At 66.1% G+C, this 24,481-nt stretch carries 21 protein-coding genes and 1 tRNA gene; 9 read left to right on the forward strand and 13 right to left on the reverse strand.

Annotation, left to right across the window (positions count from 1 at the left end; translation table 11 throughout):
- From WCE05_RS19680 to WCE05_RS19695, 4 genes are all read right to left on the reverse strand, one after another.
- On the reverse strand, positions 1 to 292 hold a 292-nt coding region (locus WCE05_RS19680; protein WP_368816417.1), incomplete at its 3' end, for a PAAR domain-containing protein.
- Between the two features lie 339 nt (positions 293 to 631).
- A complete protein-coding gene (locus WCE05_RS19685) occupies positions 632 to 3,013 on the reverse strand; it encodes a DUF3772 domain-containing protein (protein ID WP_225790554.1) in 2,382 nt (793 codons plus the stop codon).
- Between the two features lie 57 nt (positions 3,014 to 3,070).
- Positions 3,071 to 4,138 (reverse strand): bifunctional DNA-binding transcriptional regulator/O6-methylguanine-DNA methyltransferase Ada, encoded by a 1,068-nt coding sequence (ada, locus tag WCE05_RS19690; protein ID WP_225790555.1) that lies wholly within the window; start codon positions 4,136 to 4,138, stop codon positions 3,071 to 3,073.
- A gap of 164 nt (positions 4,139 to 4,302) precedes the next feature.
- Positions 4,303 to 4,929: a DNA-3-methyladenine glycosylase gene (locus WCE05_RS19695; RefSeq protein WP_225790556.1), complete on the reverse strand. Its 627-nt coding sequence runs from the start codon at positions 4,927 to 4,929 to the stop codon at positions 4,303 to 4,305.
- Between the two features lie 176 nt (positions 4,930 to 5,105).
- Here WCE05_RS19695 and WCE05_RS19700 point away from each other — a divergent pair, with 176 nt between their 5' ends.
- The 3 genes from WCE05_RS19700 (at position 5,106) to WCE05_RS19710 (ending at position 9,150) form a co-directional block, all read left to right on the forward strand.
- Entirely contained in the window at positions 5,106 to 5,621 is a 516-nt protein-coding gene (locus tag WCE05_RS19700; RefSeq protein WP_368816418.1) for a sigma-70 family RNA polymerase sigma factor, read from the forward strand.
- Positions 5,608 to 6,564, forward strand: coding sequence for a FecR domain-containing protein (locus WCE05_RS19705; protein ID WP_253103481.1), 957 nt, complete (start codon positions 5,608 to 5,610; stop codon positions 6,562 to 6,564). The genes WCE05_RS19700 and WCE05_RS19705 overlap by 14 nt, the downstream gene beginning before the upstream one ends.
- Positions 6,565 to 6,660: 96 nt before the next feature.
- A complete protein-coding gene (locus WCE05_RS19710) occupies positions 6,661 to 9,150 on the forward strand; it encodes a TonB-dependent siderophore receptor (RefSeq protein ID WP_368816419.1) in 2,490 nt (829 codons plus the stop codon).
- A 101-nt stretch (positions 9,151 to 9,251) separates the two neighbouring features.
- Here WCE05_RS19710 and WCE05_RS19715 read toward each other — a convergent pair whose 3' ends face one another.
- Together WCE05_RS19715 and WCE05_RS19720 are read right to left on the reverse strand one after the other, a co-directional pair.
- Positions 9,252 to 10,412: an MFS transporter gene (locus WCE05_RS19715; RefSeq protein WP_253081608.1), complete on the reverse strand. Its 1,161-nt coding sequence runs from the start codon at positions 10,410 to 10,412 to the stop codon at positions 9,252 to 9,254.
- Between the two features lie 411 nt (positions 10,413 to 10,823).
- Entirely contained in the window at positions 10,824 to 12,041 is a 1,218-nt protein-coding gene (locus WCE05_RS19720) for an MFS transporter (RefSeq protein WP_253103477.1), read from the reverse strand.
- Between the two features lie 183 nt (positions 12,042 to 12,224).
- Here WCE05_RS19720 and WCE05_RS19725 point away from each other — a divergent pair, with 183 nt between their 5' ends.
- Both WCE05_RS19725 and WCE05_RS19730 read left to right on the forward strand, forming a co-directional pair.
- The gene (locus WCE05_RS19725; protein ID WP_368816420.1) at positions 12,225 to 13,157 is read left to right on the forward strand and encodes a FecR domain-containing protein; all 933 of its coding nucleotides are present in this window, start codon (positions 12,225 to 12,227) and stop codon (positions 13,155 to 13,157) included.
- Between the two features lie 97 nt (positions 13,158 to 13,254).
- Positions 13,255 to 13,331, forward strand: a tRNA-Met gene (locus tag WCE05_RS19730).
- Positions 13,332 to 13,461: 130 nt separating this feature from the next.
- Here WCE05_RS19730 and WCE05_RS19735 read toward each other — a convergent pair.
- A complete protein-coding gene (locus WCE05_RS19735; RefSeq protein WP_225790563.1) occupies positions 13,462 to 14,076 on the reverse strand; it encodes a LysE family translocator in 615 nt (204 codons plus the stop codon).
- 141 nt (positions 14,077 to 14,217) lie between these two features.
- On the opposite strand from WCE05_RS19735, the gene WCE05_RS19740 reads away from it, so the two are divergent.
- Entirely contained in the window at positions 14,218 to 15,135 is a 918-nt protein-coding gene (locus WCE05_RS19740) for a LysR substrate-binding domain-containing protein (RefSeq protein ID WP_225790564.1), read from the forward strand.
- On the opposite strand, the gene WCE05_RS19745 is transcribed toward WCE05_RS19740, so the two are convergent.
- From WCE05_RS19745 to WCE05_RS19760, 4 genes are all read right to left on the reverse strand, one after another.
- Positions 15,075 to 15,617 carry a D-Ala-D-Ala carboxypeptidase family metallohydrolase gene (locus tag WCE05_RS19745; RefSeq protein ID WP_225790565.1) on the reverse strand — a complete coding sequence of 181 codons (543 nt, stop codon included), beginning with the start codon at positions 15,615 to 15,617 and terminating at the stop codon, positions 15,075 to 15,077. The two genes, WCE05_RS19740 and WCE05_RS19745, sit on opposite strands and share 61 nt — an antisense overlap.
- A gap of 168 nt (positions 15,618 to 15,785) precedes the next feature.
- The gene (can, locus tag WCE05_RS19750; RefSeq protein ID WP_368816421.1) at positions 15,786 to 16,430 is read right to left on the reverse strand and encodes a carbonate dehydratase; all 645 of its coding nucleotides are present in this window, start codon (positions 16,428 to 16,430) and stop codon (positions 15,786 to 15,788) included.
- 52 nt (positions 16,431 to 16,482) lie between these two features.
- Entirely contained in the window at positions 16,483 to 16,938 is a 456-nt protein-coding gene (rimI, locus tag WCE05_RS19755) for a ribosomal protein S18-alanine N-acetyltransferase (RefSeq protein ID WP_225790567.1), read from the reverse strand.
- Entirely contained in the window at positions 16,935 to 17,723 is a 789-nt protein-coding gene (locus tag WCE05_RS19760) for an energy transducer TonB (RefSeq protein WP_368816422.1), read from the reverse strand. Before WCE05_RS19760 ends, rimI begins: the two co-directional genes overlap by 4 nt.
- A gap of 204 nt (positions 17,724 to 17,927) precedes the next feature.
- On the opposite strand from WCE05_RS19760, the gene mksB reads away from it, so the two are divergent.
- From mksB to mksF, 3 genes are read left to right on the forward strand one after another with little or no spacing between them, the layout of a single operon-like run.
- Positions 17,928 to 19,217 (forward strand): Mks condensin complex protein MksB, encoded by a 1,290-nt coding sequence (gene mksB / locus WCE05_RS19765; protein WP_225790569.1) that lies wholly within the window; start codon positions 17,928 to 17,930, stop codon positions 19,215 to 19,217.
- On the forward strand, positions 19,207 to 19,914 hold the full coding sequence (gene mksE, locus WCE05_RS19770) for an Mks condensin complex protein MksE (RefSeq protein ID WP_225790570.1): 708 nt from the start codon (positions 19,207 to 19,209) through the stop codon (positions 19,912 to 19,914). Before mksB ends, mksE begins: the two co-directional genes overlap by 11 nt.
- Positions 19,911 to 22,742 (forward strand): Mks condensin complex protein MksF, encoded by a 2,832-nt coding sequence (gene mksF, locus WCE05_RS19775; protein WP_225790571.1) that lies wholly within the window; start codon positions 19,911 to 19,913, stop codon positions 22,740 to 22,742. Before mksE ends, mksF begins: the two co-directional genes overlap by 4 nt.
- A 116-nt stretch (positions 22,743 to 22,858) precedes the next feature.
- Here the strand turns inward: mksF and WCE05_RS19780 are convergent, their stop codons facing one another.
- Together WCE05_RS19780 and proB are read right to left on the reverse strand one after the other, a co-directional pair.
- The gene (locus tag WCE05_RS19780; protein WP_225790592.1) at positions 22,859 to 23,302 is read right to left on the reverse strand and encodes a CreA family protein; all 444 of its coding nucleotides are present in this window, start codon (positions 23,300 to 23,302) and stop codon (positions 22,859 to 22,861) included.
- Between the two features lie 22 nt (positions 23,303 to 23,324).
- The gene (gene proB / locus WCE05_RS19785; protein ID WP_225790572.1) at positions 23,325 to 24,443 is read right to left on the reverse strand and encodes a glutamate 5-kinase; all 1,119 of its coding nucleotides are present in this window, start codon (positions 24,441 to 24,443) and stop codon (positions 23,325 to 23,327) included.
- Positions 24,444 to 24,481: the final 38 nt, after the last annotated feature.

The following is a 24,481-nucleotide window of genomic DNA, read 5'->3' on the forward strand; positions in this document are numbered from 1 at the left end:
GTACCTCGCCATGCAAGGGCGCCACCACCCTGTTGCGGCCACTGGGGCATCCACACGCGACCAGCGAGCCATCCATCGCCAATGGCTGGCCATTGGAAATCCACCCGAGATAGCCCTCCACGACGATTCCAGGTTCGCCACACAGGGGGCATTCAGTGGTTGCATCCCCAACCCGCAGGACCTTGCGCCCCTCGCAGAAATAGCCCTCGCCACTGGCGATGCAGATCGCCCCCGTCGTGGTGATGTCACCGTCTACTGCCTGGCCTCTGCCCTCGAGACTGACGCGGTACATAGGCAGGTTCCTTTGCCTGGAAAAGCTCCGAAACCTAACAGGTGCAAGCGGGCCTGTTGCCTGGGCGCTGACAAAAGAGACCTTTCCTACGCCACGCAGAAAGTATTCTCGCAGGATCGGCTCCCATGGCGTCTGAGTCGATCACACATGATGTGATTTGCCGAGCCTTGTGGGGCCTTGCCCCACGAATGAGCTCCCTCGCGTCCTGTCTCGGAAATACGTTCGCTTTTGGCGAGTGGCTTGGGTGTTCGGTCAAGGCGCCGCCAAAAGCGAACAACTTATCTCCGAGACAGGGCACTAGGATGACAACCTTGAGCTGACTGGCATTAGCCCCCTACTTCACGCCGACTGCCCAGGCTCCTGCAACAACACCATGCTCTGCGGCGACGACAAGGCGATGCCCTCGTCACGCAAGCGCCCGAGCACGGTGAACAGCAGGTCGCTGCGTGTGCCCGACACCTGCCGTGGGCTGGCCACGTAGCCACTGACGCTGAGCACCATGCCGCTGGCGGTGATGTCCTTGAACGACACCGACGTCGCGGGCGCATCGAGGATCGACTCGTGCTCGTGATAAGCCGCCAGCAGCAGTTCGCGCACCTTGTTGGCGTCGGTATCCAGCGGCAGGGTCAGGGTGATACCGACCACGCCCAGGGCATTGCCCATGGTCACGTTGCGCACGTTCTGCGAGATGAACTGGGAGTTGGGCACGATCACCGTGGAGCGGTCGGACATCTGGATCTCGGTGGCACGCACGTTGATCCGGCGGATATCCCCCTCGACCCCGGCCAGGCTCACCCAGTCGCCCACCTTGACCGGGCGCTCGGTGAGCAGGATCAGGCCAGAGATGAAGTTCTGCACGATCTGCTGCAGGCCGAAACCGATACCCACCGACAGGGCACTGACCACCCAGGTCAGGCTCGTCAGGTTGATGTGCAGGGTCGACATCACCAGCATGGCCAGGAACAAAAAGCCCAGGTAGCCGACCAGCGTCACCAGGGAGGCGCGCATGCCAGCGTCCATGTCGGTCTCCGGCAGCAGGCGCTCGCTCAGCCAGCGCTTGAGCACACGAAGACCGAACATGCCGCCGATGAACATGGCCACGGCCAGGAAGATGTCCTGGGGCACGATGTTCAGGTTGCCGAGGACCTTGCCACCGCTCCCGTCCCATTCCCCCAGGCTCAACAGCAGCTCGCCGGGGCTGGTGCCCGACGGCATGAAGGCGAACAGCGCGGCGACGAACAGCAACAAAGTGCGGCCGATACCCGCCAGGATGGTGCTGGCCTGGGCCTGGTGGCGCTGCTGCAGGCCCAGGGCCGAAGCCAGGGCCAGGCCGCCAGGCTGGCGCGGCGAGAGCAGGTTTTCGCAGAGATCGCCGAACAACGTGATGAGCAGGTAGGCGCAAGTAGCTACCACGCTGATCCACAGGAGCTTGGCAGTGAGGAAGTAGGCCAGGGTCAGGTAGCCGGTGAGCAGCGCCAGCAGGATCAGGCCGACCCACACCAGGCTCACGAACGGGATCAACCCAGCCAGCCCAGGCGGGCGCGCCAGGCCATGCTGGCGCCGGGTGCGGCTGTAGCGCACCAGGGCCGCGACGAAGATCAGCGACACCACCAGGGCGGTCAGGCCGTTGGTGGCCACGGTGAGCGCCAGGCTGGTGCCGATCACGCTGTTGATGCGCTCCTGGGTCAGCAGCACCATCAGGGCCAATGCCAGCAGCGGTGGGAACCAGCCCAGGGCGCGGGCGATCTCGTCGGGGATCGGCGGCAAGCGCCAAGTGGGGCGTTGCAGCATCAGCATGGCGCGGCCAAGGCCGGAAATGAAGGCGCTGAACACCACCAGGGTGAGGATGTGGTTGGTCAGGCTGGCGATGTCGGCGCCCAGCTCGGCGCTGCTCTCCAGGCCCCAGCGCACCAAGGACACCGCGCCGCCGATGGTGGCCAGGGTGGCCAGGCTGACACCCACGGCCAGGGCGCTGCGGCGCAGTCGGCCCTCGGGTAGCCAGCGGATCGTGGCGTCGGCCAGCAGGCGTTCGACCATCCGCCGGAGCAAGGTCCAGACCAGCACCGCGATCACCAGGCTGGCGACGAACAGCCAGCGCTGCCCGGCACTGAAAGCGCTGGCCACGGCATCCGCCGCCTCGCCGCGCAGGCTGCGCAGGCGCGCCAGGTCCTCGTCGGTAGGGCGGATCAGGCTCGACCAGAACGCCGGGCTCAAGGGGCTGGCGGCACGGCTTGTGACCTGCGAGTTGAACAGGCTGCGGCGCAGGTTGACGATCTGTGTCGACAGGTCGCGGGCCGACTGGGTCAGCTGGGTGGCCTGCGTCTGCTGGGCGAGCAGGGATTTCTTCTCGTCCTCCAGCTGCTTGCGCTGGCGGGTGATGCTCTCGGCCTCGTCCGGCAACACCGGGCCGAGGACCTTGAGCTGGTCGTCCAGGCGCTCCACGTCGGTGGTCCGCAACGTGCCCAGGGCGTCAGCCTGGCGCTGGACCTGCAAGGCGGCCTGGCGCAACTGCGACAGCAGGTCGTCGTTGGCATTGCTGGTAACGCCCTGGCGGATCTGGTCGAGCCGGTCGCCCAGTTGCTCCAGGCTGGCGTTTTCATCCAGCACCGACAGCTCCGCCGGCGCCAAAGGCGCTGCCGACGCCGACCAGGCCGGTGTCGCCACGCACAGGAGCAAGGCCAGCAGGCCGATGCATAAATGGTCAAGGCTCAAGCGCCTCATCCGAATTCCCCTATTGATAAGCTCTGTTGCGCGGGAATTCTACGCTGCTCGTGATGATCAGGTGAGTGCCGTTTCTCGCTCCAGCAACTGCCGTTTGCGCTCCACGCCCCAGCGATAGCCGCTGATGTCGCCATCACGACGCACCACCCGGTGGCAGGGGATGGCCACGGCGATGTGGTTGGCCGCGCAAGCCTGGGCCACGGCGCGCACTGCCTTGGGCGCACCGATGCGTTCGGCGATCTCGGTGTAGCTGACCCGGCTGCCGGCCGGCACTTCGCGCAGGGCCTGCCAGACCCGCTCCTGGAATGCCGTGCCCTGCACATCCAGCGGCAGGTCCAGGCCCAGGGCGGGCGCCTCGACGAAGCCCACCACTTCGGCGACCAGGCGCTCGAAACCGGTGTCCGCGCCAATCAGCCGTGCCTTGGCGAACTGGTCCTGCAGGTCTTGCAACAACTGTTCAGGGTCATCGCCCAGCAGGATGGCACAGATGCCTCGCTCGCTCTGCGCCACGAGGATCGCGCCCAGCGAGCACTGGCCGATGGCGAAGCGGATGGTCGCGCCTTCGCCGCCGGCGCGGTATTGCCGTGGGCGCATGCCCAGACGCTGGTCGGCGTTTTCGTAGAAGCGGCTGTTGGAGTTGTAGCCAGCGTCGTAGATGGCCTCGGTGACCGTGCTGCCTTCAGCGTCGAGCCGCTGGCGCAGGCGCCGGGCGCGGAAGGCCGAGGCATAGGCCTTGGGCGTCAGGCCGGTCTCGGCCTTGAACAGGCGGTGCAGGTGAAAGGGGCTGACGGCGAGCGCGGTGCCGAGCTGGTCGAGGCTTGGGGGCGTCTCGCTGGCCTCGATCAGGCGGCAGGCGCGGGTCACCAGTTCGGTACGGCGTCCATTCGGGTCGGCCATGGCGTTCATGCAACGCTTGCAGGCACGGTAGCCGGCAGCCTCGGCGCTGGCGGCATCGGCGAAGAACTCGACGTTTTCGCGCTTGGCCAGGCGCGAGCTACAGCCGGGGCGGCAGTACACGCCGGTGGTGCGCACGGCGTAGACGAAGTGGCCAACGGCCTCGGTATCACGGGCCTGCACGGCGAGCCAGCGTTCGTGGTCGGAGGCATAGGTGGGGGCAGGCTTCATGGGGAGGTCTCCTTGCGGTTGATGGCACTAGCCTGGCAGGCCTGGCTTGGGCCATCACTCCGATTCTTGCCGGTGAATCTTCGGTGTCTGCATCTGGAAAGCAATGGGGCTGCCGTGCAGCCCCGACTCCCCGGCCTGAAGTATGCCATTCCCCCTGGCCCGCACTAGGCCCGCCACAGGTACCAGGCCGCCACTGTCCGGTACGGGCTCCAGCCACCACCCAGCGAGCGCAACTGCGCCGGTGTCGGCGCCTTGTCCAGGCCTTTCATCCGACGATACCCCTCACGCACGCCAAAGTCGTCCACCGGTAGGATGTCGGAGCGCTCCAGGCAATAGATCAACAGCATCTCGACCGTCCAACGCCCGACGCCACGCAGGGGCACCAGGCGCTCGATCAACGCATCGTCATGCAGGGTCAACGCCTCCTCGCGGCTCGGCACGATGCCCTCCAGGCTCGCCTGGGCGATGCCTTGGAGGGTCGCAAGCTTGCTGGCAGAAAAGCCGCAGGCCCGCAGCGTCTCGGGCGCGGTCGCCAGCAGTTGCCCAGGGCTGGGGAACGCCACGTCGGGAAACAGCGCCAGCAGCCGCCCGAGGATCGCCTCGGCCGCCCGCGCATGCAGTTGCTGGTAAGCGATGGCCCGCACCAAGGCCTCGTATGGCTCGCGCCCTGGCATCGCCGCATGCTGGCAAGGACCGATCGCGGCGATGTGCCGCGCCCAGTCAGGGTCCAGGGAGGCAAGAAAGTCCGTAGCCTCGCGGTAGGCCTCGGGCGACAGATCGGCCAGGATCATGGCGTGGTACCTGTGGGTGTTGGGGAACAACCAGCTTAGCCCAACCGCTCATCGGGCAAACGCCGGATCTTGCGCGGCAAATTCCCGGCACGCCATTGCTCTGCGACCAATGGCCCGCATAGAATTGAGAACTATTAGCAAACGCACCTCCATCCGGAACCAGGGTTTTCGACACGATGCAGATGAACGACACGCTCAAGCCGTCCGAGGTCGATCTGCTCTATCAAACCCACCACGCCTGGTTGCGCGGCTGGCTGCGAGCACGGGTCGGCTGCCGGGAGAATGCCGCCGACCTGGCCCAGGACACCTTCGTGCGCCTGCTGCGTGCACGCCAGCCTTCCCCCCTGAAGGAACCCCGCGCCTACCTGAGCAGCATCGCCCGGGGCCTGATGATCGACCAGTTCCGCCGCCGTGCCCTGGAGCGCGCCTACCAGGAAAGCCTGGCCAGCCTGCCCGAGGGCGAAGCGCCCAGCGAGGAACACCGGCTGGTCATCCTCGACACCCTCGGACGCCTCGACCAAGCCCTGCACCAGCTCAAGCCACGGGCACGCCAGGCGTTCCTGCTCGCCCAGCTCGACGGCCTGAGCCTGGTGCAGGTCGCCCAGCGCCTGGGCGTGTCGCGGGCCACCGTCGAACGCGACCTGGCCAAGGCCCTGGGTGTCTGCTACCGGTTGCGCTATGCCGACGCCTGATCGCCACCCGGCCCAGTCCCAGGTCGACCAGGCCATCGACTGGCTGGTGCGACTGCGCTTCGACACGCCCAGTGCGAAGACAGAGCAGCAGTTCCAGCAATGGCTGGCCAGCCATCCGCAGAACGCCGTGGCCTGGCAGCGGGTCAGCCACCTCAGCGACGAGCTGGCGGGCTTGCCCAGCGAGCTGAGCCGACGCACCCTCGAAGGCAGCCGTCGCCAACGCATCGGCCGCCGTGACCACCTCAAGCTACTGGCCGTGCTGGCCGTAGGCGGCAGCCTCGGCTGGACCGCGCGCGAGCCGCTGGGTCTACCAGCGCTGCTGGCCGACTCCAGCACCGGTACCGGCGAGCGACGCAGCCTGCAAGGCAGCGATGGCAGCCGCATCCAGCTCAACACGGCCAGTGCCGTCGACCTGCGCTACAGCGCCGATCAGCGCCTGCTGACACTGGTCAGGGGCGAGGTCAGCCTGGACAGCAACGCCAACGACAACCGGCCGTTCCGCATCGACACCCGCGTCGGCCCCCTGGGAACCCAGGGCGGCCAGTTGCTGCTCCGGGAGAACGACCAGGGCCTGCTGCTGGCGGTGCGCCGCGGCGAAGTCACGCTGTTCCCCTCCTCTGCTTCGCCGCGCCTGGTGCGCAGCGGCGAGGTCCTGCAAGTGTCGCCGTCGGGTACGTACCAGGCCGCCGCCCTGCATGGCGACCCCTGGGGCTGGACCGAGGGAGTGCTCAGCGTGCAACGGATGCCGCTGGGCGAGTTCGTCGCGGAGCTCTCGCGCTACCGGCCCGGGCTGCTACGTTGTGCCCCTGGAGTGGCCGACCTCAGGGTGTCCGGCACCTACCAGTTGGCCGATACCGAGCAGATCCTGTTGCTGCTCGCCCGTAGCCTGCCGGTGCGCGTCGACTACCGCACACGCTATTGGGTGAGCATCGAGGCGGCCTGAAAAAATTTTGAAAATAAATGAGGTGGAATCTCATTCTCGTTCGGCCTGAAGGAACAAAGCCCGAAAAGTGGTCTTCACAACCTTCAGGAGCGCTTCATGAGTCACCCCTGTTCCCCCCACAACGACCGGCTGCGCCATGCCGTGCGCGCCGCCGTGCTCGGCTTCGGCCTGGCCGGCGCCTGCTGCCTGCCGGCCCAGGCCCTGGCGGCCCCGGTCAGCCAAGGCCAGCAGATCGACTGGAACATCCCGGCAGGCCCACTGGCCGTCGCGCTGGACCAGATGGCCCGCCAGGGCGGCCTGAACCTGTCGTTCGATGCGAACAGCCTGCAAGGCAAGACCACCGGCGGCGTCCGGGGGCATTACGACAGTGCCCAGGCCTTGTCGATCCTGCTCCAGGGCAGCGACGTGCAAGTGCAGCAGCAAAATGACAAGAGCTTCCTGCTGATCCCCGCAATGGATGTCGGCAGCGCCCTGGAGCTGGGCGCCACCAGCATTTCCAGCAACCGTCTGGGCGAGACCACCGAGCACAGCGGCTCCTACACCACCGGTGCGGTGACCATCGGCAAGGCCCCCCAGAGCCTGCGCCGCACGCCGCAGTCGGTGACCGTGGTGACCCGCCAGCGGATCGACGACCAGAACATCACCAACCTGACCAACCTGCTCGAACAGACCCCAGGCGTGGTGGTCAACCTCACCGACAGCGAGCGGGTGCAGTACTACTCACGTGGCTATGCGATCGATGCCATCCAGTACGACGGCGCCACCGTGGTGCAGAGCAGCGGTGGCGGCTCGTTCATCCAAAGCGATTCGGCGATCATCGACCGCGCCGAAATCCTGCGGGGGGCCACCGGCATGTTGCGCGGCGCCGGCAACCCGTCGGGCACGGTGAACCTGGTACGCAAGCGGCCAACCTACGAGTTCCAGGGCGAAGGCAGCGTGACCCTCGGCTCCTGGGATGCCCAGCGCTACGTCGCCGACCTCTCCGGCCCGCTGACCGAGACGGGCAACGTGCGTGGCCGGGTGATCGCTGTGCATGACGACAAGGATCACTTCCAGGACTCACGCATGGAGCGCAAGGAAGTGTTCTACGGCGTGCTGGCCTTCGACCTGAACGACAGCACCACCCTCACCACCGGCCTCGAATGGACCAAGCTGGACGCCACCGGCGCCTGGGGCAACCTGCCGGCCGACTATGACGGCTCGCCCCTGCCCCTGGGCCGCAGCACCTATCTGGGCGCCGACTGGAACCGCTGGGACCGCAGCAACCTGCAGACCTTCGCCGAGCTGGAGCACCGCTTCGACAACGACTGGAAGCTCAAGCTGATGGCCCAGCGCACCCACTTCGAGCTCGATGACCACGGCTTCAAGCAGACCTACTTCACCCGCGCCAGCGGTGCCGACAACCCGACCAACAACCCGTACCTGATGAACTACCAGGTCACCGAGGGCGATGGCGGCGAAAGCCTGCAGAACAACCTCAGCGCCACCCTCAACGGCCCGTTCGAGCTGTTCGGGCGAACCCACGAACTGATGCTCGGGGTCGAACGCATCCGCAACGACTCCTATGCCTCGGCCACCCATTTCACCCCCTCGGGCCTCTTCGACATCCGCGACTGGGATCCGAAGACCAGCCTGCCGGAGCCGGACATCGACATCACCGCCCACCCGGTGCGCACCCGTACCACCCAGGAAGGTGCCTACGCCACCTGGCGCATCTCCCTGGCCGATCCGCTCACCGCGATCATTGGTGCACGGAACAACTGGTACGACTACGAGCAGGAGAACAACACCAGCGGCAACGGCACGTTCAGCGTCGACAACAAGCTCGTGCCCTACGCCGCGCTGATCTACGACCTGAACGAAAACTTCAGCACCTACGCCAGCTATACCGAGATCTTCAACCCGCAGACCGTGACCGACGTCAGCGGCTCGGTACTCAAGCCAGTCGAAGGCGAGGCCTACGAGACGGGGATCAAGGGCGAGTTCTATGATGGGCGCCTGAATGCGTCGCTGGCGTTCTTCCGTATCTACCAGGTCGGCAACGCCATCGATGACATCGCCTCCGGCATGCCATGTGGCGGCAACACCGGCTACTGCAAGATCGCGGCGGGCAAGAACCGCAGCCAGGGCTTCGAGCTGGAGATCTCCGGCGAAGTGCTGCCGGGCTGGAACGTCACCGGTGGCTACACCTACAACACCACCGAGTACCTGAACGACCCCAACAACCAGGGCAACGCGATCCGCACCACCGACCCCAAGCGCATGCTCAAGCTGTTCACCAGCTATCGCCTGCCGGGTGAGCTCGACGCCTGGACCATCGGTGGCGGCGTGCAGGCGCAGAGCGACATCTATTCACGCGCCACGGCCAGCTCGCGCGGCGTCAACCCCGACGCCGTGGCCAGCCAGTCGGGCTATGCGGTGTACAACGCCATGGTCAACTACCGCTTCAACGAGCACTACTCGCTGCAGCTCAACGCCAACAACATCTTCGACAAGAAGTACTACCGCCAGGTGGCACCGACCCCGACCGGTTACTACTGGGGCGATCCACGCAATGTGTCGGTGACCTTGCGCGGGACCTTCTGAGCCTGGCCCATCCAGGGCCAGTGCTTGCAAGGTCTTCTAGTGATGAGTCAGGGCAAAACTGGGGGCGCGAAGCGGCCCCAGTGGCTGTCTTGGAAGGCACCTCACTCCGCCACCGCCCGCAGCCTCCCCGCCCGCCGATACGACTGCCGGGCAAAGCACACGAACAACCCCGCCATCAGCGCCAGGGCCATGGGCAGCCCGTGGGGCGCCACGTCCATGGCCGCGCCACTGAGCAACGGCCCGACCAGGCTGCCGACACCCCACAGCAAGCCCACGCTGGCATTGGCGGTGACCAGGTCCTGGCCCTTGAAGCGCTGGCCGATCAACACCAGCGCCAGGGTGTAGATGCCCCCGGCCACCGCCCCCAGCAACACCAGCAGCGGCCACAGCAGCCAGGTCATCTGCAGCAGCCACGGCAGGCCGATGCCGATCGCCATGGCCACCAGCCCGCACACCAGGTGCAGCCCGGTACGCTCCACCCGGTCGGCCAGCCAACCCAGGGGCAGTTGGAAGAGCATGTCGCCAGCGAACACCACGGTGACCATCAGCGCCGCCACACCCACCGCGAAACCATGACTGGTGGCGTACACCGGCAGCAGCGACAACACCACCGCATCGAAGAACGAGAAGAACAGCACCGCCACGCACAACGCCGGCGCCACGCGGAAGAATCCTGCCAGGGTGAAACTCTTCTCGCCCTCGTCGCCATGCTCTACATGATCGTCGGGCACGGTCAGCAGGATGCACAGCAGCGCCAGGCCGTAGCAGGCGGTGACCACACCGGTCACCCAGGGGCTGTTGGCACCGAGCACCGCCAGCATCGCCGGGCCGAGCACCTGGAAGCCAGTGAAGCTGGTGGCGTACAGGGCCATGATCTTGCCGCGATTGTGCTCCGGGCACAGCTCGTTGACCCAGGACTCGCCGAGGATGATCGCGATGCCCATGCCGATCCCCAGGCCCAGGCGCAGCAGCGCCAGCAGCCAGATCGAGGAGAACGCCCACTCCAGCAGTGCGATGCTCAGGGTGCACAGGCTGAAGCACAGCAGGTAGATGGTGCGCCGGGTCAGGTGGCGGCAGCAGGTGTCGACCATGAACGCCGAGAGCATCATCCCCGCGGCGGGAATGGCCGAGAGAATGCCGATCTCCAGGGTCCCCGCACCGGCCTCGTGCAGGCGCAACGACACCAGCGGCAGGCTCGCCCCCAGGCTGAAGCCCACCACCGACACGGCGAACAACAGGCCCGCCAGCAAACGCATGTTCATGTACCACTCCTTGCACGCCGACGCACTGGCCCCCTGGGCACCGGTCGGCGGGAAATCACTGAAAAGATGTTCGAACGCAGGCGCCCGCAGCCACGCCATGGCGGCGGGTCATGCAGGGACGCGGATCAATTCAGGCAAGGTGTGGCGAAAAGGTGAAAGCGAACAGCACGCTACGCCGACGCTTGAGCACCGTGTCGCTCGGCCATGCACGACGTACCACCTGGACGACAGGCTGGCGGACGGGGCGAAGGCTCGGGGTACGGCGCATTGCATCGACTACATGGATTGAAAGGAGGCGGCACTCTAGGCCAAGGGCAGTCGGCTCGTCAATTGCCGGGGCCGCTTCGCGCGGTCTGGCAAGCCCGGGAGCCGGCTTGCCGGCGATGGGCTGCAAAGCAGCCCCAACCACGCTCAACGCTTGCCGGTAGAAGGCAGGAACACCGCCAGCAACCCGAACAGCGGCAGGAACGAGCACAACCCATAGACATACTCGATGCCACGCAGGTCGGCCAGGTACCCCAGCAACGCCGCGCCAATGCCGCCGAAGCCGAACATCAGGCCGAAGAAGATCCCGGCGATCATACCGACGCTCCCCGGTACCAGCTCCTGGGCATAGACCACGATGGCAGAGAACGCCGAGGCCAGAATGAAGCCAATCACCACGCTGAGCACGGTGGTCCAGAACAGGTCGGCATAGGGCAGCGCCAGGGTGAACGGTGCCACGCCCAGGATCGAGAACCAGATCACCGCCTTGCGCCCGATGCGGTCGCCGATCGGCCCACCGAAGAAGGTGCCGGCCGCCACCGCGCCGAGGAACAGGAACAGGTGCAACTGGGAACTGGCCACCGACACGCCGAACTTCTCGATCAGGTAGAAGGTGAAATAGCTGGTGAAGCTGGCCATGTAGAAGTACTTGGAAAACACCAGCAGCCCCAGGACCACCAGCGCCAGGATCACTCGCTGGCGGGAGATGCCGTGGCTCGCCGGGGCGGCCTTGCGTGCCTTGAACTGGTTGAGGTGGCCCTGGTACCAGCGGCGCAGCAGCAAGGTCACGGCGAAGAAGAACAGCCCGGCCAGACCGAACCAGGCCACGTGAGTCTGGCCGAAGGGGATGACGATGGCGGCCGCCAGCAATGGGCCAAGGGCCGAACCTGCGTTGCCACCGACCTGGAAGGTCGACTGCGCCAGGCCGAAGCGCCCACCCGAGGCCAGGCGGGCGATACGCGAGGTCTCCGGGTGGAAGGTCGAGGAGCCGATGCCCACCAGCGCCGAGGCCAACAGGATCATCGGGAAACTACCGACGAAGGCCAGCATGACGATCCCCACCAGGGTACACAGGGTGCCCAACGGCAGCAGGTTCGGCGTCGGCCGGCGATCGGTGAAGAAACCGACCCAGGGCTGCAGCAACGACGCGGTGATCTGGAAGGTCAGGGTGATCATGCCGATCTGGGCGAAACTCAGGTCGTAGTTGGCCTTGAGCATCGGGTAGATGGCTGGCAACACTGCCTGGATCAGGTCGTTGATCAGGTGCGCCAGCGCGCAGAAGGCGATGATGCGCATCACCAGTGGGTTGGCTTGCGCTGCCGTCTGCGGGGCGGCGCTGGTGGTCTGGGCACTGCTCATGGCCATGGGCTGGGTATCCGTGCGTGCGCGAGTTGGGATCCGATTATCCGGAAACAAGTAGATACATAGCTAGCTTTTTATGGCGCTCATCAAACACGCACTTGTAAATGGTTCTCAATATATTTAGCATCTTCAATTCTATACCCCTGTAAACATTGGGCGAAACCGCCCTTTCCGCGAGCAGATCCCATGAGCCCGATGCCCGCCTTGCAGATCCAGGCCGATCCCCAACGGGAGGCGCTGGAATGGTTTTCCCGCCTGCGCCAGCCCGGTGGCGACGAACGGCTGCACCAGGCGTTCAGCGCCTGGTGCCAGGAGCCCGACAACGCACGGGCCTATGCCGAGCTGGAAGCCTACTGGCAACGGCTGCAGCCACCTCCGGCACGGCCACGCCCCCGACAAGTCAAGGCGCGTCGCAGTCGGGCCGGCACGTGGCTGGCGGTGCTGTTCCTGCTGGTGCTGGCGGGCCTGGCCTACCTCTACTGGCCACTGGCGCAGCGCCTGGGCAGCGAGCTGCACACCGCCAGCGGCGAGCGCCGCAGCCTGCGCCTGGCCGACGGCTCCACCCTGCACCTGGACAGCGCCAGTGCCATGAACGTCGACTTGCGTGGCCGCACGCGCCTGTTGCAGCTGGTGCAGGGCCAGGTCTACCTGGAAGTGATGCTCGACGGGCGCGCCATGGAGGTGCAGGTCGACGCAGCACGCATCCAGGTGTTCGGCACGCGCCTGATGATCGCCCGTCATGCCGGCCATGACGAACTGGTGGTGCTCAAGGGCAAGGCCATGGTCATCCAGGGCGGCGAGCAGCGCATGGTCTCGGCCGGCGAGCGGGTCACCTTCACCGATACACGCATCGACCCGGTGCAGAAGATCGACGCCAAGGCAGCCGACGCCTGGCGCAGCGGCCATCTGCTGGCCAAGGACACGCCCCTGGGCGAAGTCCTGGAGCGCCTGGCCGGCTACCTGGGCCGACGGGTCTGGCTGATGGACGAGCAGACCGCCTATCGACGCGTCAGCGGCGACTTCAACCTCGACCGCCCCGCCGAAAGCCTCGAGCGCCTGGCCAACGACCAGCGCCTGCAACTGCACGACGTGCTCGGTCATTGGCTGATCGTCCGCTGAAGATCGGGCTTTCTGGCTAAGCGTTTGAAAGCGCGTAAATTTTTTTTGAAAGGGGTGTTGACAGGATCGGGATTCAAGCGAATAATGCGCGCCACTTGGCTACATAGCTCAGTCGGTTAGAGCACGGCATTCATAATGCCGGTGTCCGGGGTTCAAGTCCCTGTGTAGCCACCATCTTCGAAAAGGGTTTACCGCAAGGTAAGCCCTTTTTCTTTTGCCCTGCGAAAACCATTCGCGTAATGCCGGTCGATTAAGGCTTCCATTTAGTAGGGCCGCTTCGCAGCCCAACGTGATGGACAATCTCTCAACGCACACCCGCAACCACCACCGTCACCCCCAACCCGATCAAGGCCACGCCGATCACCCGGTCGACCACCCGCTGCCGTTCGATCATCGCCCTGCGCAGCGCCACACTGGAAAAGAACACCGCCACCAGGCTGAACCACAGCCAGTGAGCGAAGGACATGAATGCGCCGTAGGCGAAGTCCAGTGCCAATGGGCTGCCCGGCTGGACCACCTGGGTAAAGGCACTGACCACGAACAACAGGGTCTTGGGGTTCAGGGCATTGGTCAGGAACCCCGTGCATAACGCCGCCCGAGCGCTCGTGCGGGCTTGCTCGACGCCCTCGAGGCTGATGCGCGTGGTGTTGGTCAGCGACTGGTAGCCCAGGTAGATGAGGTACCCCGCCCCCACCACCTTCATGACCATGAACAGAGCCGGGCTCTGGCTGACGATCACGGCGATGCCGAGCACCGTGTAGCACACATGCACCTGCACCCCCAGAGCGATGCCCACTGCGGCCGCCAGGCCGGCCTTGCGGCCCTGTGCATAACTGCTGCGGGTGACCATGGCGAAGTCAGCCCCCGGGCTGATGACAGCCAGCACGGTGAACAGGGCCACGGCAATCAGTTCGTTCACGCAAAAGCTCCTCGATAGACGATGAAAAGGCACAGAGGCACTGATTATCGAAGGCTTATCCACAAGGAAAAATCGATTTATAGTGCGCTTGATCCGCTAGTTTTTTTCACACAAAAATATTGCGCATTCGACGGCAACCCCATGAAACGGCCCCCATTGACCGCCTTGCACTACTTCGACATCGCTGCCGAAACCGAGAGCTTCGTACGGGCCGCCGAGCGCCTGCACGTCACCCATGGCGCAGTCAGCCGCCAGGTACGGCTGCTGGAGGAAAGCCTCGGCGTGGAACTGTTCGAACGGCGCAATCGGGCGATCTTCCTCACCCCCGCCGGCCGCGCGCTGCACGGCACCACCCAGGCGATCTTCGAGCAACTGGACGGCACGGTGCAGCGCCTGCAGGCCCAGGCGCGCGACAATGTGCTGGTACTGTCGTGCGAACCCACCATCGCCATGCGCTGGCTGATCCCACGGCTGCCCCGTTTCCATGCCGCCCATCCAAGCCTGCAACTGCACCTGGTGGCTGCCGGTGGCCCGCTGGACTTCACCCGCACCGGCGTCGACCTGGCGCTACGGCGCGATGACTTCCATTGGGACCGCCAGTTGTACAGCCTGAAGATCTGCGACGAGTGGATCGGCCCAGTCGGCCGCCCAGGCATGGGCGATGGCCTCGACGGGCAACGTCTGTTGCACAGTACCACCCGCCCCGACGCGTGGAACACCTGGCTGCGCCTGAGCGCTCGTCAGGCCCGCCCTGACGCGCACAGTGACTATGAACATTTCTACCTGTCGGTCCAGGCCGCCAGCGCCGGGCTGGGCCTGGCCATCGCCTCGGCACTGATGGTCCGCGACGAGCTCGACAGCGGACAGCTCCAGGCGCCGTTCGGCTTCCTGCGCGACGGCTCGGCCTATCATCTGCTCAGCCCTCGCCCACTGGATGATGGTGGCAAGCGCCAGTGCTTTGTCGAATGGGTGATGGCTGAGTGCCAGGCTTGTCTCGCTCACCTGGGCTTGGCGCAGAACGACGAACCCGAGCGGCCGTCTCCACCCCAGGTCCGATAGCCCGCCGTATCGAGGTGGATACGCCCGGACGGGTAGCGCCCCAGGCCCATGTTCCAGGCTCGGCCGTGTTGCTGCCAGAAGCGGCACAACGGGTTCGGGTCGGCCCAGGCCGGCAGCAGCAGGTCGACGGCGAAGGCGCGGGTATGGGCGCTGCCCACCGCACCACCGGCGCAGGCGTTCAGGCGGGGATCACGGTAGGCCGAGACCACTTCGAACTGGCGCAGGATGCCCTGGTCGCCGAGGGTCTTGAGCAGCATCAGGGTGGAACGCACCTGGGGCCAGTGGGTAGCCGGCGGCACGGCGAAAGGCGAGGCACGGCACAGGCGCCAGTCAGAGGCCGAGCGCAGCAGTTGATGGATCGGCACCACGCCATACAGCCGGGCATCCACCAGCATCTGGCGGAAGGGGCGGGTCTGGTGATCCCCCGCCCACTGGGCGAACATCCACAGGTCGCGCTCGTCGGCCTGGGCGATACCTGCCATTAGCAAGCACCCAGCCAACGCCAGCAGCCTCGTGCTTTTCATTCCTTTCCCCCTTGCTCCAACTATGGCGGCCCCTGGCAAGGAGTTAAGCATGGCGTGTCGCGCACGGAGGTTTCGGGCTGACCTCTCGAGGGGCCGCTACGCGCCCCAATGCCGCATGCCTGGCCCTCAGCCCTGCTCCACCGGCCGCAACCGATACTGCGGCGGCAACTGGGCGAAGCCACTGATGGTGGTGTCCAGGCTCTTCCAGCGACCATCCTTGATGCCATAGATGCACCCGTGGATCGACAGTTCCTGCCCGCGATGCCAGGCGTTCTGCACGATGCTGGTATGGGCCACGTTGGCCACCTGCTGGATCACGTTCAATTCGCACAGGCGGTCGACCTTGGCCTCCTCGCCGTCCAGCTTGGCCAGCTCGGCGCGCTTCTCGTAGTACAGGTCGCGGATCGAGCGCAGCCAACCGTCGATCAAACCCAGCTGGCGGTCCTGCATGGCCGCACGCACACCGCCGCAGCCGTAGTGACCGGTGACCAGGATATGCTTGACCTTGAGCACCTCCACCGCGTACTGGATCACCGACAGGCAGTTCAGGTCGGTGTGCAGCACCACGTTGGCGACGTTGCGGTGGACGAACAGGTCGCCCGGCAGCATGCCGACGATCTCGTTGGCCGGCACCCGGGCATCGGAGCAGCCGATCCAGAGGAATTCAGGCGCCTGCTGGCGGGCCAGCTTGGCGAAGAAGTCCGGGTCGCGCTGCTTGATCGCATCGGCCCAACGCTCATTGTTGTCGATCAGTTCCTGCAGGTCATGCATGGTCGTTGCCTCATCAGGGTATGCCTGTGTGACTTGGCCAGCCCCCGCCAGGTCACTCTTCGAGCAGGGTGCAGGCCATCACCAGGGCGTCTTCGCGCCCACCGGCAACCGGGTAGTAGTCCCGGCGCCGGCCGATTTCGTTGAATCCGTAGCGTTCGTAGAGACGATAGGCCGACTGGTTGCTGGCCCGTACCTCCAGGAAGCATTCGCGGCCATTGAGCTGGTAGGCCCGTGCCATCAGGTGCTGGAGCAGGCGCAGGCCGAGGCCACGGCCCTGGCTTTCCGGTTTGACGGTGATGTTGAGCAAGTGCGCCTCGTCGATGATCACGTTGATCACGCCATGACCGACCTGCTGCTGCCCCTCGAACATCAGCCAGACTTCATAAGACTTGAGCGCATCCTGGAAGATGCCACGGGTCCAGGGATGACTGAACGCGGCATATTCGATCTTAAGCACGGCATCCAGATCCGCCTCGGTCATCGGGCGGAAACTGATCGAGTCACTCATTCAACGCTCTTCCAGCGCGCCATCAGCCGGCGCATCGCTTGCCAGACGTCCGCCTTGCGCCGCGGCTCGTCCATCAACAGTTCAAGGCCTGGCAGGGCCCAGGCATCGCCCAGGCCCTCGACCTTGAGTTCTTGGTAGTAGGCCTCGGCGTCGGCCTGGCCGGCGAAGCGCACCGCAGGCAGGCCGACCAGCCACAGGCAGGTGCACGGGGCTTCTTCCAGGCGGGCCTGGATGAAGGCCTGGACGAAGTCCCGTGCCGCCTCCGGGCCCTGGTCCATGTTGCCGCGTACCAGCAGGGGCCAACGCACCGGTTCGCCGACGATCTGCGGGGCATCCGGCAGGCCGGCGGCGCGCAGCATGTCCTTGAGCAGCAGGTACGACGGGTCGCGGCTCTGGAACGGCTGGCCGGTGGCCAATTCCACCAACAGCAGGCAGTGACCGGCGCGCAGCAGCTGCAGGGCGAAGCGCGGCGGCGGCACCGGGGTCGGACGAGGCGCTGGCGCCTGCTCCTCGGCTTCGACCGGCTTGCTGGCTGGCTTGGGCGCGCTGCCTGGGCGGGGAATTTCGATCTTCGGCCGCTCGCTGGGGCGGGCCTGGGGCGCGACAGGCGCCTCGCGGGCCGCCGGCGCCGAGGGCTTGACCTCGAACTCGAGCACCTCGACCGGCGCCTGCGGCAACAGCAGCTCGGGCCGTGACGGCGCGGCGAACGGCAGTTCGGCACGCGGCAGCCAATGCACCACTTGCATGGCGGAAAGGTAGGCGCGGCGGCGAGGCTCGGTCAGCAAGGCACGGTCATCCGGGGGGAGAAGTCAGTCGGCCATTCTACCGCTGTTGTCCATCGAGCGCCGCAACTGGGCGACGGAAATTTGTTGTCCGCGAAAGGGCCGGCACTGGCAACGGATACCCACCATTACAGACCAAGGGGTGAAATCCTCCCCCCGGGATGCAGTACAATCGCCCCTTTTATTTGGCAACGAGTCGACCCGCCAATGATCGAACCCAAGCGCGTCCTGCGCGCCCTAGCCGAACACTGGGCCCTGATCGAGCCGCTGTGCGAGCGCTTCGACCAGGGCACCCTGAGCCTGGTCGAACTACGCCAGCAACTGGCCCGCCAGCAGGTGGAGAGTACCCCGCAGGACATCACCCAGCTGCTCGATGTGTGGATCCGCCTGGATATCCTGGTGCCGGTGGCCAAGAGCCCGAACCGCTTCGAGCTCAACGCCCAGATCCACGACTTCCTCGCTTACCTGCGCCGCGAACACCGCCTGGGCCTGTGCCTGGAGATCGAGGCCTACCTGCGTCACCTGGAGCGCCTGGCCGGGCATATCCAGGACGCCTTCGACAACCGCGACAGCGACGACCTGGCGCGCCAGTTGCGCCTGCTCGACATGCGCGTGCGCGACGTGCTCAAGAAGCTCGACAACGACGAGCAGGCGCTGGTCGCCGTGGCCGAACGGGCCAAGACCAGCAACCGCCAGATCCCCCTGCGCCAACGCTACGCCGAGGTCCTGGCGACCTGGGACGAGTATGTCGAGCCGATGATCCAACTGGTCAACGCCGACGGTGCCTTCGAGCAGGGCGTGCGCAAGGTCGAGACCGTGCTGCTGCGCCTGCTCGGCGAGCAGGCGCGCCTGGGCCACCTGGTCGACGACGACATGCTGCTGCGCACCCACGCGCGCATCCTCGAGATGCAGACCAGCGCCCAGTTGACCCTGCGCCATGCCCGCGAGCTCTTGCTGCCGCTGCGCGAAGAAGCGCGCCGGCACAATGCCGTGACCCGCGGCGCCGCCCTGGCCCTGTCGGTGATCCGCCGCAAGGGCATCGACGCCGTGCCCCACGCGGCCATGCCACTGTTCACCCGGCCGCAGAGCACCTTCCTCGGCAGTGCCAGCCAGGTCGAGGCCTACGTCTATGCCCTGGCCCGCTTCGAACCGAAACCGGCGCGCTTCCCCAAGGCGCACAAGACCCAGAAGGGCCCGTTGCCGCGCGCACCGCGCACGGTCAAGGAAATGCTCGAGCGCTGCGAGGACGCCCTGCCCCTGCCGGACCTGATGGTCTGGTTGCTGGAGCAGGAACCCGAAGGCGCCACCGACGAGCTGCTGTACTGGTTCTCACGCCTGTCGCGGGAGAAGCGCTTCAACCGCGAGCGCCTCGACCGGCGCGAGTACACCACCCGCGAACACCTGGTCAGCCTGCGCTCCTTCGCCCTGACCTCCAGCCGCGAAACCACGCCCGCGGCCACGCCCGAATCCAACGCGAGCCCAGCCCATGCATCTTGATCTTTCCGAACTGTCCCAGCTCGCGCCGATCTTCCGCGAGCTGTTCAAGGGCTTCCATATCAGCCGCCGCGACCCTGAGCTGTACGCCCAGCTGTCGAACTTCCAGGACCAGTACCGCACCCTGTTCAAGGCCCTGGGCTTCGAGCTGGTGTGCGACACCCGCGGTTTCTACTACTTCGTCCCCGAACAGGCTGCCGCCCAGGTCAACAAGACCGCCCAGCGGCTGTCGCTGTTCACCTTCATCCTGGTCGAGCACCTGGCCGACCAGGGCCGCGACCCGATGGCCGTGCTCGATGGCGGCAGCATTGGCCGCGACGAGCTGCCATCGCTGCTGGAAAAATACCGCGACCTGTTCATCCAGGCCGAGGTGCAGACGGTCGACGAGCTGGAGGAGAAGATCCTGCGGCGCATGACCCAGCTGGGCTTCGCCCACGAGGAAGGCGGCATCTACCGCTTCCTGCCACCGATGCACCGCTTCCTCGACGTCTGCCTGTCGGTCCAGCAGGACCGCGACCTGGCCGCCAGCCTGCACAGCGACCTGCCGCTGCCGACGCCGGTACTGGTCGAGGAAGAAAGCCCGGAAGAACTCAACCGTACCGACGACCCGCTCGACCTGACCCCCTTCGAGGCCGAGGAAAGCGAGGAAGAAGCCCTGGCCCGGGCCATCCGCGAAGAGCAACAGGAGATTGACGCATGAGCCAGGAACGCTACGGCATCCGCCGCTTCGCACTGCTCAACACCGCCGGCTACAGCCTGGGCCTGTTCCCCCTGGAGCACCCGCTGTCGGTCTACGGCGCCAACAACCTGGGCAAGTCCGCCTCGATCAACGCCCTGCAGTTCCCGATCCTGGCGCGCATGTCCGACATGAGCTTCGGCAAGTACAGCCTGGAGCAGTCGCGCCGCTTCTACTTCGCCAGCGACACCAGCTACATCCTCTGCGAACTGAACCTGCCCCACGGTCCGCACGTGATCGGTGTGGTCGGTCGTGGCCCGGGCGGCGGCTTCGGCCACCAGTTCTTCGCCTACCAGGGCCAACTGGACCTGGCGCACTACCAGAAAGACGACACCTGCCTGCGCCAGAAAGAACTGTTCACCAACCTCGAGCGCCACGGCCTGAAGGCCTACGAGCTCAAGCCGGACGAACTGCGCCGGTTGCTGGTCGGCGGCCACACCTCGGTGCCGCTGGACCTGACCCTGATCCCGCTGCGCTCGACCAGCGAGCAGAGCCTGAAGACCTTCCGTGCCCTGTTCATCAACCTGCTGCACATGCGCGAGATCACCGCAGCCAAGCTCAAGCAGCTGTTCCTCGATGCCTTCGAGCACAGCCTGCGCTCGGGCAGCGTCGACTACATCGCCGCCTGCGAGGAAGCCTTCCGCGACGTGCGCCGCATGGAGCAGGACTACAACGCCCTGGTCGCCGCAGGCCCGCTGGTCGAGGCACTGGCCGGCGGCGTGGCCCAGCGCGACATCCTGCGCGGCAAGCTGCACCGCCTCTCGCCGCTGCTCGACAACCTGCTGGGCACCTGGCAGGACTACGCCATGGCGCGCAAGGAAGAGCTGGTCATCCAGGCCGAGCACTACCGCAACGAGCAGGACAGCCTGCAGAACGACCAGCGCAGCGGCACCCAGGAGCTGATGCGCCTGGAGCGCGAGATCACCGGCATCCAGCGCTGGCTCGGCGAACTGTCGGTACTCAAGCACCGCTTCGCCCTGGTCGACGACGTCAAGGTCCTGGAGCAGCAGTTGCTGGCGGCCAAGGACGCCCATGACGAACTGGCCGGCGCCCTGGCCCAGTCGCGGCAGTTCTCCGCCGAGGACCTGGACGAGCGCGTGCGCGACCTGGAAAAACGCCTCAAGCAGGTCAGGCAGCAGCTCGACCACGCCGACAACAACAGCTACGCCCGCCTGCGCGAGGAGTTCTCCCAGCAGGATGTGGACCGCCTGATGCGCCTGTTCAACGGCGCGCTGTTCAGCCTGCCGCTGGGCGAGCGCGGCATCGAGCTGGACGACAGCGACCTGTGGGTGAAAACCCTGGAGGCCGTGCTCGACGGCTTCAAGGGCGAGCGCTTCGAGGCCCCGGGCCTGGCCATCGACCTGTCGCACATCGATCCGCCGGCCCTGCAGGCCCTGGCCGACCGCGCCGCCCTGCGCGACCAGAAAGAACGCCTGGAAAAAGAGCTCAAGCAGCTCAAGACCCAACAGGCCGTGGCCCTCGACCGTGCCGCCAGCAAGGCGCAGACCGAGGCCCTGTACCAGCAGGTGCTGGATGCGCAGAAGGCCCTGGAGGACTTCCGCCGCACCGAGACCCTGAGCGCCGAAGAGCCGGAAAAGCTCGAGCAACTGGCGCAACTGGAAGCTGCCCAGGACGAGCTCAAGCGCTCCAGCGACGCCTTCACCGAGCGCGTCCAGCAGCTGTCGGCCAAGCTGCAACTGGTGGGCCGGCAGATCGCCGACCTGGAAGCCAAGCAGCGCACCCTCGACGACGCCCTGCGCCGTCGCCAGTTGCTGCCGGCCGACCTGCCCTTCGGCACGCCCTTCATGGAGGCGGTCGACGACTCCATGGACAACCTGCTGCCACTGCTCAACGACTACCAGGACAGTTGGCAGGCCCTGCAGCGGGTGGACAACCAGATCGAGGCGCTGTACGCCCAGGTACGCCTCAAGGGCGTGGCCAAGTTCGACAGCGAAGACGACATGGAGCGCCGCCTGCAACTGCTGATCAACGCCTACTCGCACCGCACCGAAGAGGCCCTGACCCTGGCCAAGGCACGCCGCGCCGCAGTCACCGACATCGCCCGGACACTGCGCAACATCCGCAGCGACTACGACAGCCTGGAGCACCAACTGGCCCTGTTCAACCGCGAGATCAACAAGCGCCAGGTGTCCAACCTGGAGAGCTTCCGCGTGGTCCTGGCGCCGAACAAGGAAGCGCTCAAGCACATCGACCAGATCATCCACAGCGCCGGCCAGTACGAGGAAGGCGAGACCCTGTCAGTGTTCGACCTGACCCAGAGCGCCGAGCAGGATCACAAGAACGAAGAGGCCAAGGAGTACCTGGCGCGGCTGGTGGCGGCCAACCACAACCAGCTGGGCCTGAAGGACTTGTTCGAGCTGGCCTTCGAGATCACCAAGATCAACAGCCAGCCGGTGATCCACGCCGACATCGATGGCGCGGCGTCCAACGGCACCACCATGACCATCAAGGCGCTGACCAACATGTACCTGTTGCTGCACCTGATGGACCGCGACCTGGCCGGCCGCATCCGCCTGCCCTACTACCTCGACGAGGCGGCGGACATCGACGAGCGCAACCAGGCCGCGCTGCTGGAGACCAGCCAGCAACTAGGCTTCGTGCCGATCCTGGCGAGCGTGAAGCCGCAGGTGTCGGCGCGGGTGGCGATCGACCTGGAAGGCGGCAGCGGGCCGAACGGTATCTACATCGACGAGGCGGACTGGAAGTTCATCAGCCGCCGGGATGAGGTGAAGGCGATCGTTCGTGAGGATCAGGCCGAGGAACTGGCCTGAGATGGGGGTAACCGGGGCCGCTTCGCGGCCCCACTACCAGATGGCCAACGCCGAACTTGTGGGAGCGGGCTTGCCCGCGAATGGAGGCCGAAGGCCTCCCCGCCCTCGACCCGGTATCACTGGGCCCACGGCACGATCGGAATCGCCGTCACCGCATTCTGCGGGCTGCCTTCGATCAGCCGGTCGCTGTACACCAGGTACACCAGCGTATTGCGCTTCTTGTCGAGAAAGCGCACCACCTGCATGGTCTTGAACACCAGCGAGGTGCGTTCCTTGAACACCTCCTCGCCCTCCTTGAGCTCACCCTTGAAGTTGATCGGCCCCACCTGGCGGCAGGCGATCGACGCCTCCGCACGGTCCTCGGCCAACCCCAGGCCACCCTTCAGGCCGCCGGTCTTGGCCCGCGACAGGTAGCAGGTCACGCCCTCGACCTTGGGATCGTCGAACGCCTCGACCACGATACGGTCGTTGGGCCCGACGAACTTGAACACCGTGGAGACCTGGCCGATCTCCTCGGCCCCGGCCAGCATCGGCAGCGCCAGGGCGGCCACGGCAAACATCCTTTTCAGCACGGTGCGCTCCTCAGACCAGAACCAGGTTGTCGCGGTGCACCAGCTCCGGCTCGGCGATGTAGCCGAGCAACCCTTCGATGGCGTCAGAAGGCTGGCCGATGATCTTCTGTGCCTCCAGGGCACTGTAGTTGGCCAGGCCACGGGCCACTTCCTGGCCGTCCGGGCCGACGCAGACCACCATCTCGCCACGGCGGAAGCTGCCCTGCACGGTCTTCACGCCGACCGGCAACAGGCTCTTGTTATCCTCGCGCAGGGCCCGCACGGCACCGGCATCGAGCACCAGGGTGCCGCGTGTCTGCAGGTGACCGGCCAGCCATTGCTTGCGCGCGGCGAGCATGCCGCGCTCGGGCGACAGCAGGGTACCCAGGCGCTCGCCGGCCTTGAGCCGGTCCAGCACACGCTCGATACGCCCACCGACGATGATGGTGTGGGCGCCGGAACGCGCAGCCAGGCGTGCGGCGCGCAGCTTGGTCTGCATGCCGCCACGGCCCAGCGCGCCGCCGGAGCTGCCTGCCACGGCATCGAGGCTCGGGTCGTCGGCGCGGGCCTCGAAGATCAGCTGGGCGTCGGGGTTGTTGCGTGGGTCGGCGTCGAACATGCCGTCGCGGTCGGTGAGGATCACCAGCAGGTCGGCCTCTACCAGGTTGGCCACCAGGGCCGCCAGGGTGTCGTTGTCGCCGAAGCGAATCTCGTCGGTGACCACGGTGTCGTTCTCGTTGATCACCGGCACCACGCCCAGGTCCACCAGGGTGCGCAGGGTGCTGCGGGCGTTGAGGTAGCGCTTGCGGTCGGACAGGTCGTCATGGGTCAGGAGAATCTGCGCGGTGTGCTTGCCATGCTGGCCGAAGCTCGACTCCCAGGCCTGCACCAGGCGCATCTGGCCGAGCGAGGCAGCAGCCTGCAACTCGTTCATCGCACTCGGTCGCTTGGCCCAGCCCAGCTGGCTCATGCCAGCGGCCACGGCCCCGGAGGAAACCAGCACCAACTCCACGCCTGCCTCCCGCAGCGCGACCATCTGCTCGACCCAGACGGCCATGGCGCCGCTGTCCAGCCCCTTGCCATCCGCCGTCAGCAGGGCGCTGCCGATCTTCACGACCCAGCGCTTGGCGCCTGTCACCTTGCTTCGCATCTTCTCTTCCAACCTATGTCGAATCTGTAGATACCGTA

The sequence above is a fragment of the Pseudomonas sp. I2 genome, assembly GCF_040984075.1.
Lineage (GTDB): Bacteria > Pseudomonadota > Gammaproteobacteria > Pseudomonadales > Pseudomonadaceae > Aquipseudomonas > Aquipseudomonas guariconensis_B.

Coding starts and splice junctions, on each gene's coding strand:
- WCE05_RS19740 (WP_225790564.1), top strand. CDS start 14,218: ATGAAACGGCCCCCATTGACCGCCTTGCACTACTTCGACATCGCTGCC.
- WCE05_RS19695 (WP_225790556.1), bottom strand. CDS start 4,929: ATGATCCTGGCCGATCTGTCGCCCGAGGCCTACCGCGAGGCTACGGAC.
- proB (WP_225790572.1), bottom strand. CDS start 24,443: ATGCGAAGCAAGGTGACAGGCGCCAAGCGCTGGGTCGTGAAGATCGGC.
- WCE05_RS19715 (WP_253081608.1), bottom strand. CDS start 10,412: ATGAACATGCGTTTGCTGGCGGGCCTGTTGTTCGCCGTGTCGGTGGTG.
- WCE05_RS19725 (WP_368816420.1), top strand. CDS start 12,225: ATGAGCCCGATGCCCGCCTTGCAGATCCAGGCCGATCCCCAACGGGAG.
- ada (WP_225790555.1), bottom strand. CDS start 4,138: ATGAAGCCTGCCCCCACCTATGCCTCCGACCACGAACGCTGGCTCGCC.
- WCE05_RS19705 (WP_253103481.1), top strand. CDS start 5,608: ATGCCGACGCCTGATCGCCACCCGGCCCAGTCCCAGGTCGACCAGGCC.
- mksB (WP_225790569.1), top strand. CDS start 17,928: ATGATCGAACCCAAGCGCGTCCTGCGCGCCCTAGCCGAACACTGGGCC.
- WCE05_RS19780 (WP_225790592.1), bottom strand. CDS start 23,302: ATGTTTGCCGTGGCCGCCCTGGCGCTGCCGATGCTGGCCGGGGCCGAG.
- WCE05_RS19745 (WP_225790565.1), bottom strand. CDS start 15,617: ATGGCAGGTATCGCCCAGGCCGACGAGCGCGACCTGTGGATGTTCGCC.
- can (WP_368816421.1), bottom strand. CDS start 16,430: ATGCATGACCTGCAGGAACTGATCGACAACAATGAGCGTTGGGCCGAT.
- WCE05_RS19700 (WP_368816418.1), top strand. CDS start 5,106: ATGCAGATGAACGACACGCTCAAGCCGTCCGAGGTCGATCTGCTCTAT.
- WCE05_RS19710 (WP_368816419.1), top strand. CDS start 6,661: ATGAGTCACCCCTGTTCCCCCCACAACGACCGGCTGCGCCATGCCGTG.
- WCE05_RS19685 (WP_225790554.1), bottom strand. CDS start 3,013: ATGAGGCGCTTGAGCCTTGACCATTTATGCATCGGCCTGCTGGCCTTG.
- rimI (WP_225790567.1), bottom strand. CDS start 16,938: ATGAGTGACTCGATCAGTTTCCGCCCGATGACCGAGGCGGATCTGGAT.
- WCE05_RS19720 (WP_253103477.1), bottom strand. CDS start 12,041: ATGGCCATGAGCAGTGCCCAGACCACCAGCGCCGCCCCGCAGACGGCA.
- mksF (WP_225790571.1), top strand. CDS start 19,911: ATGAGCCAGGAACGCTACGGCATCCGCCGCTTCGCACTGCTCAACACC.
- mksE (WP_225790570.1), top strand. CDS start 19,207: ATGCATCTTGATCTTTCCGAACTGTCCCAGCTCGCGCCGATCTTCCGC.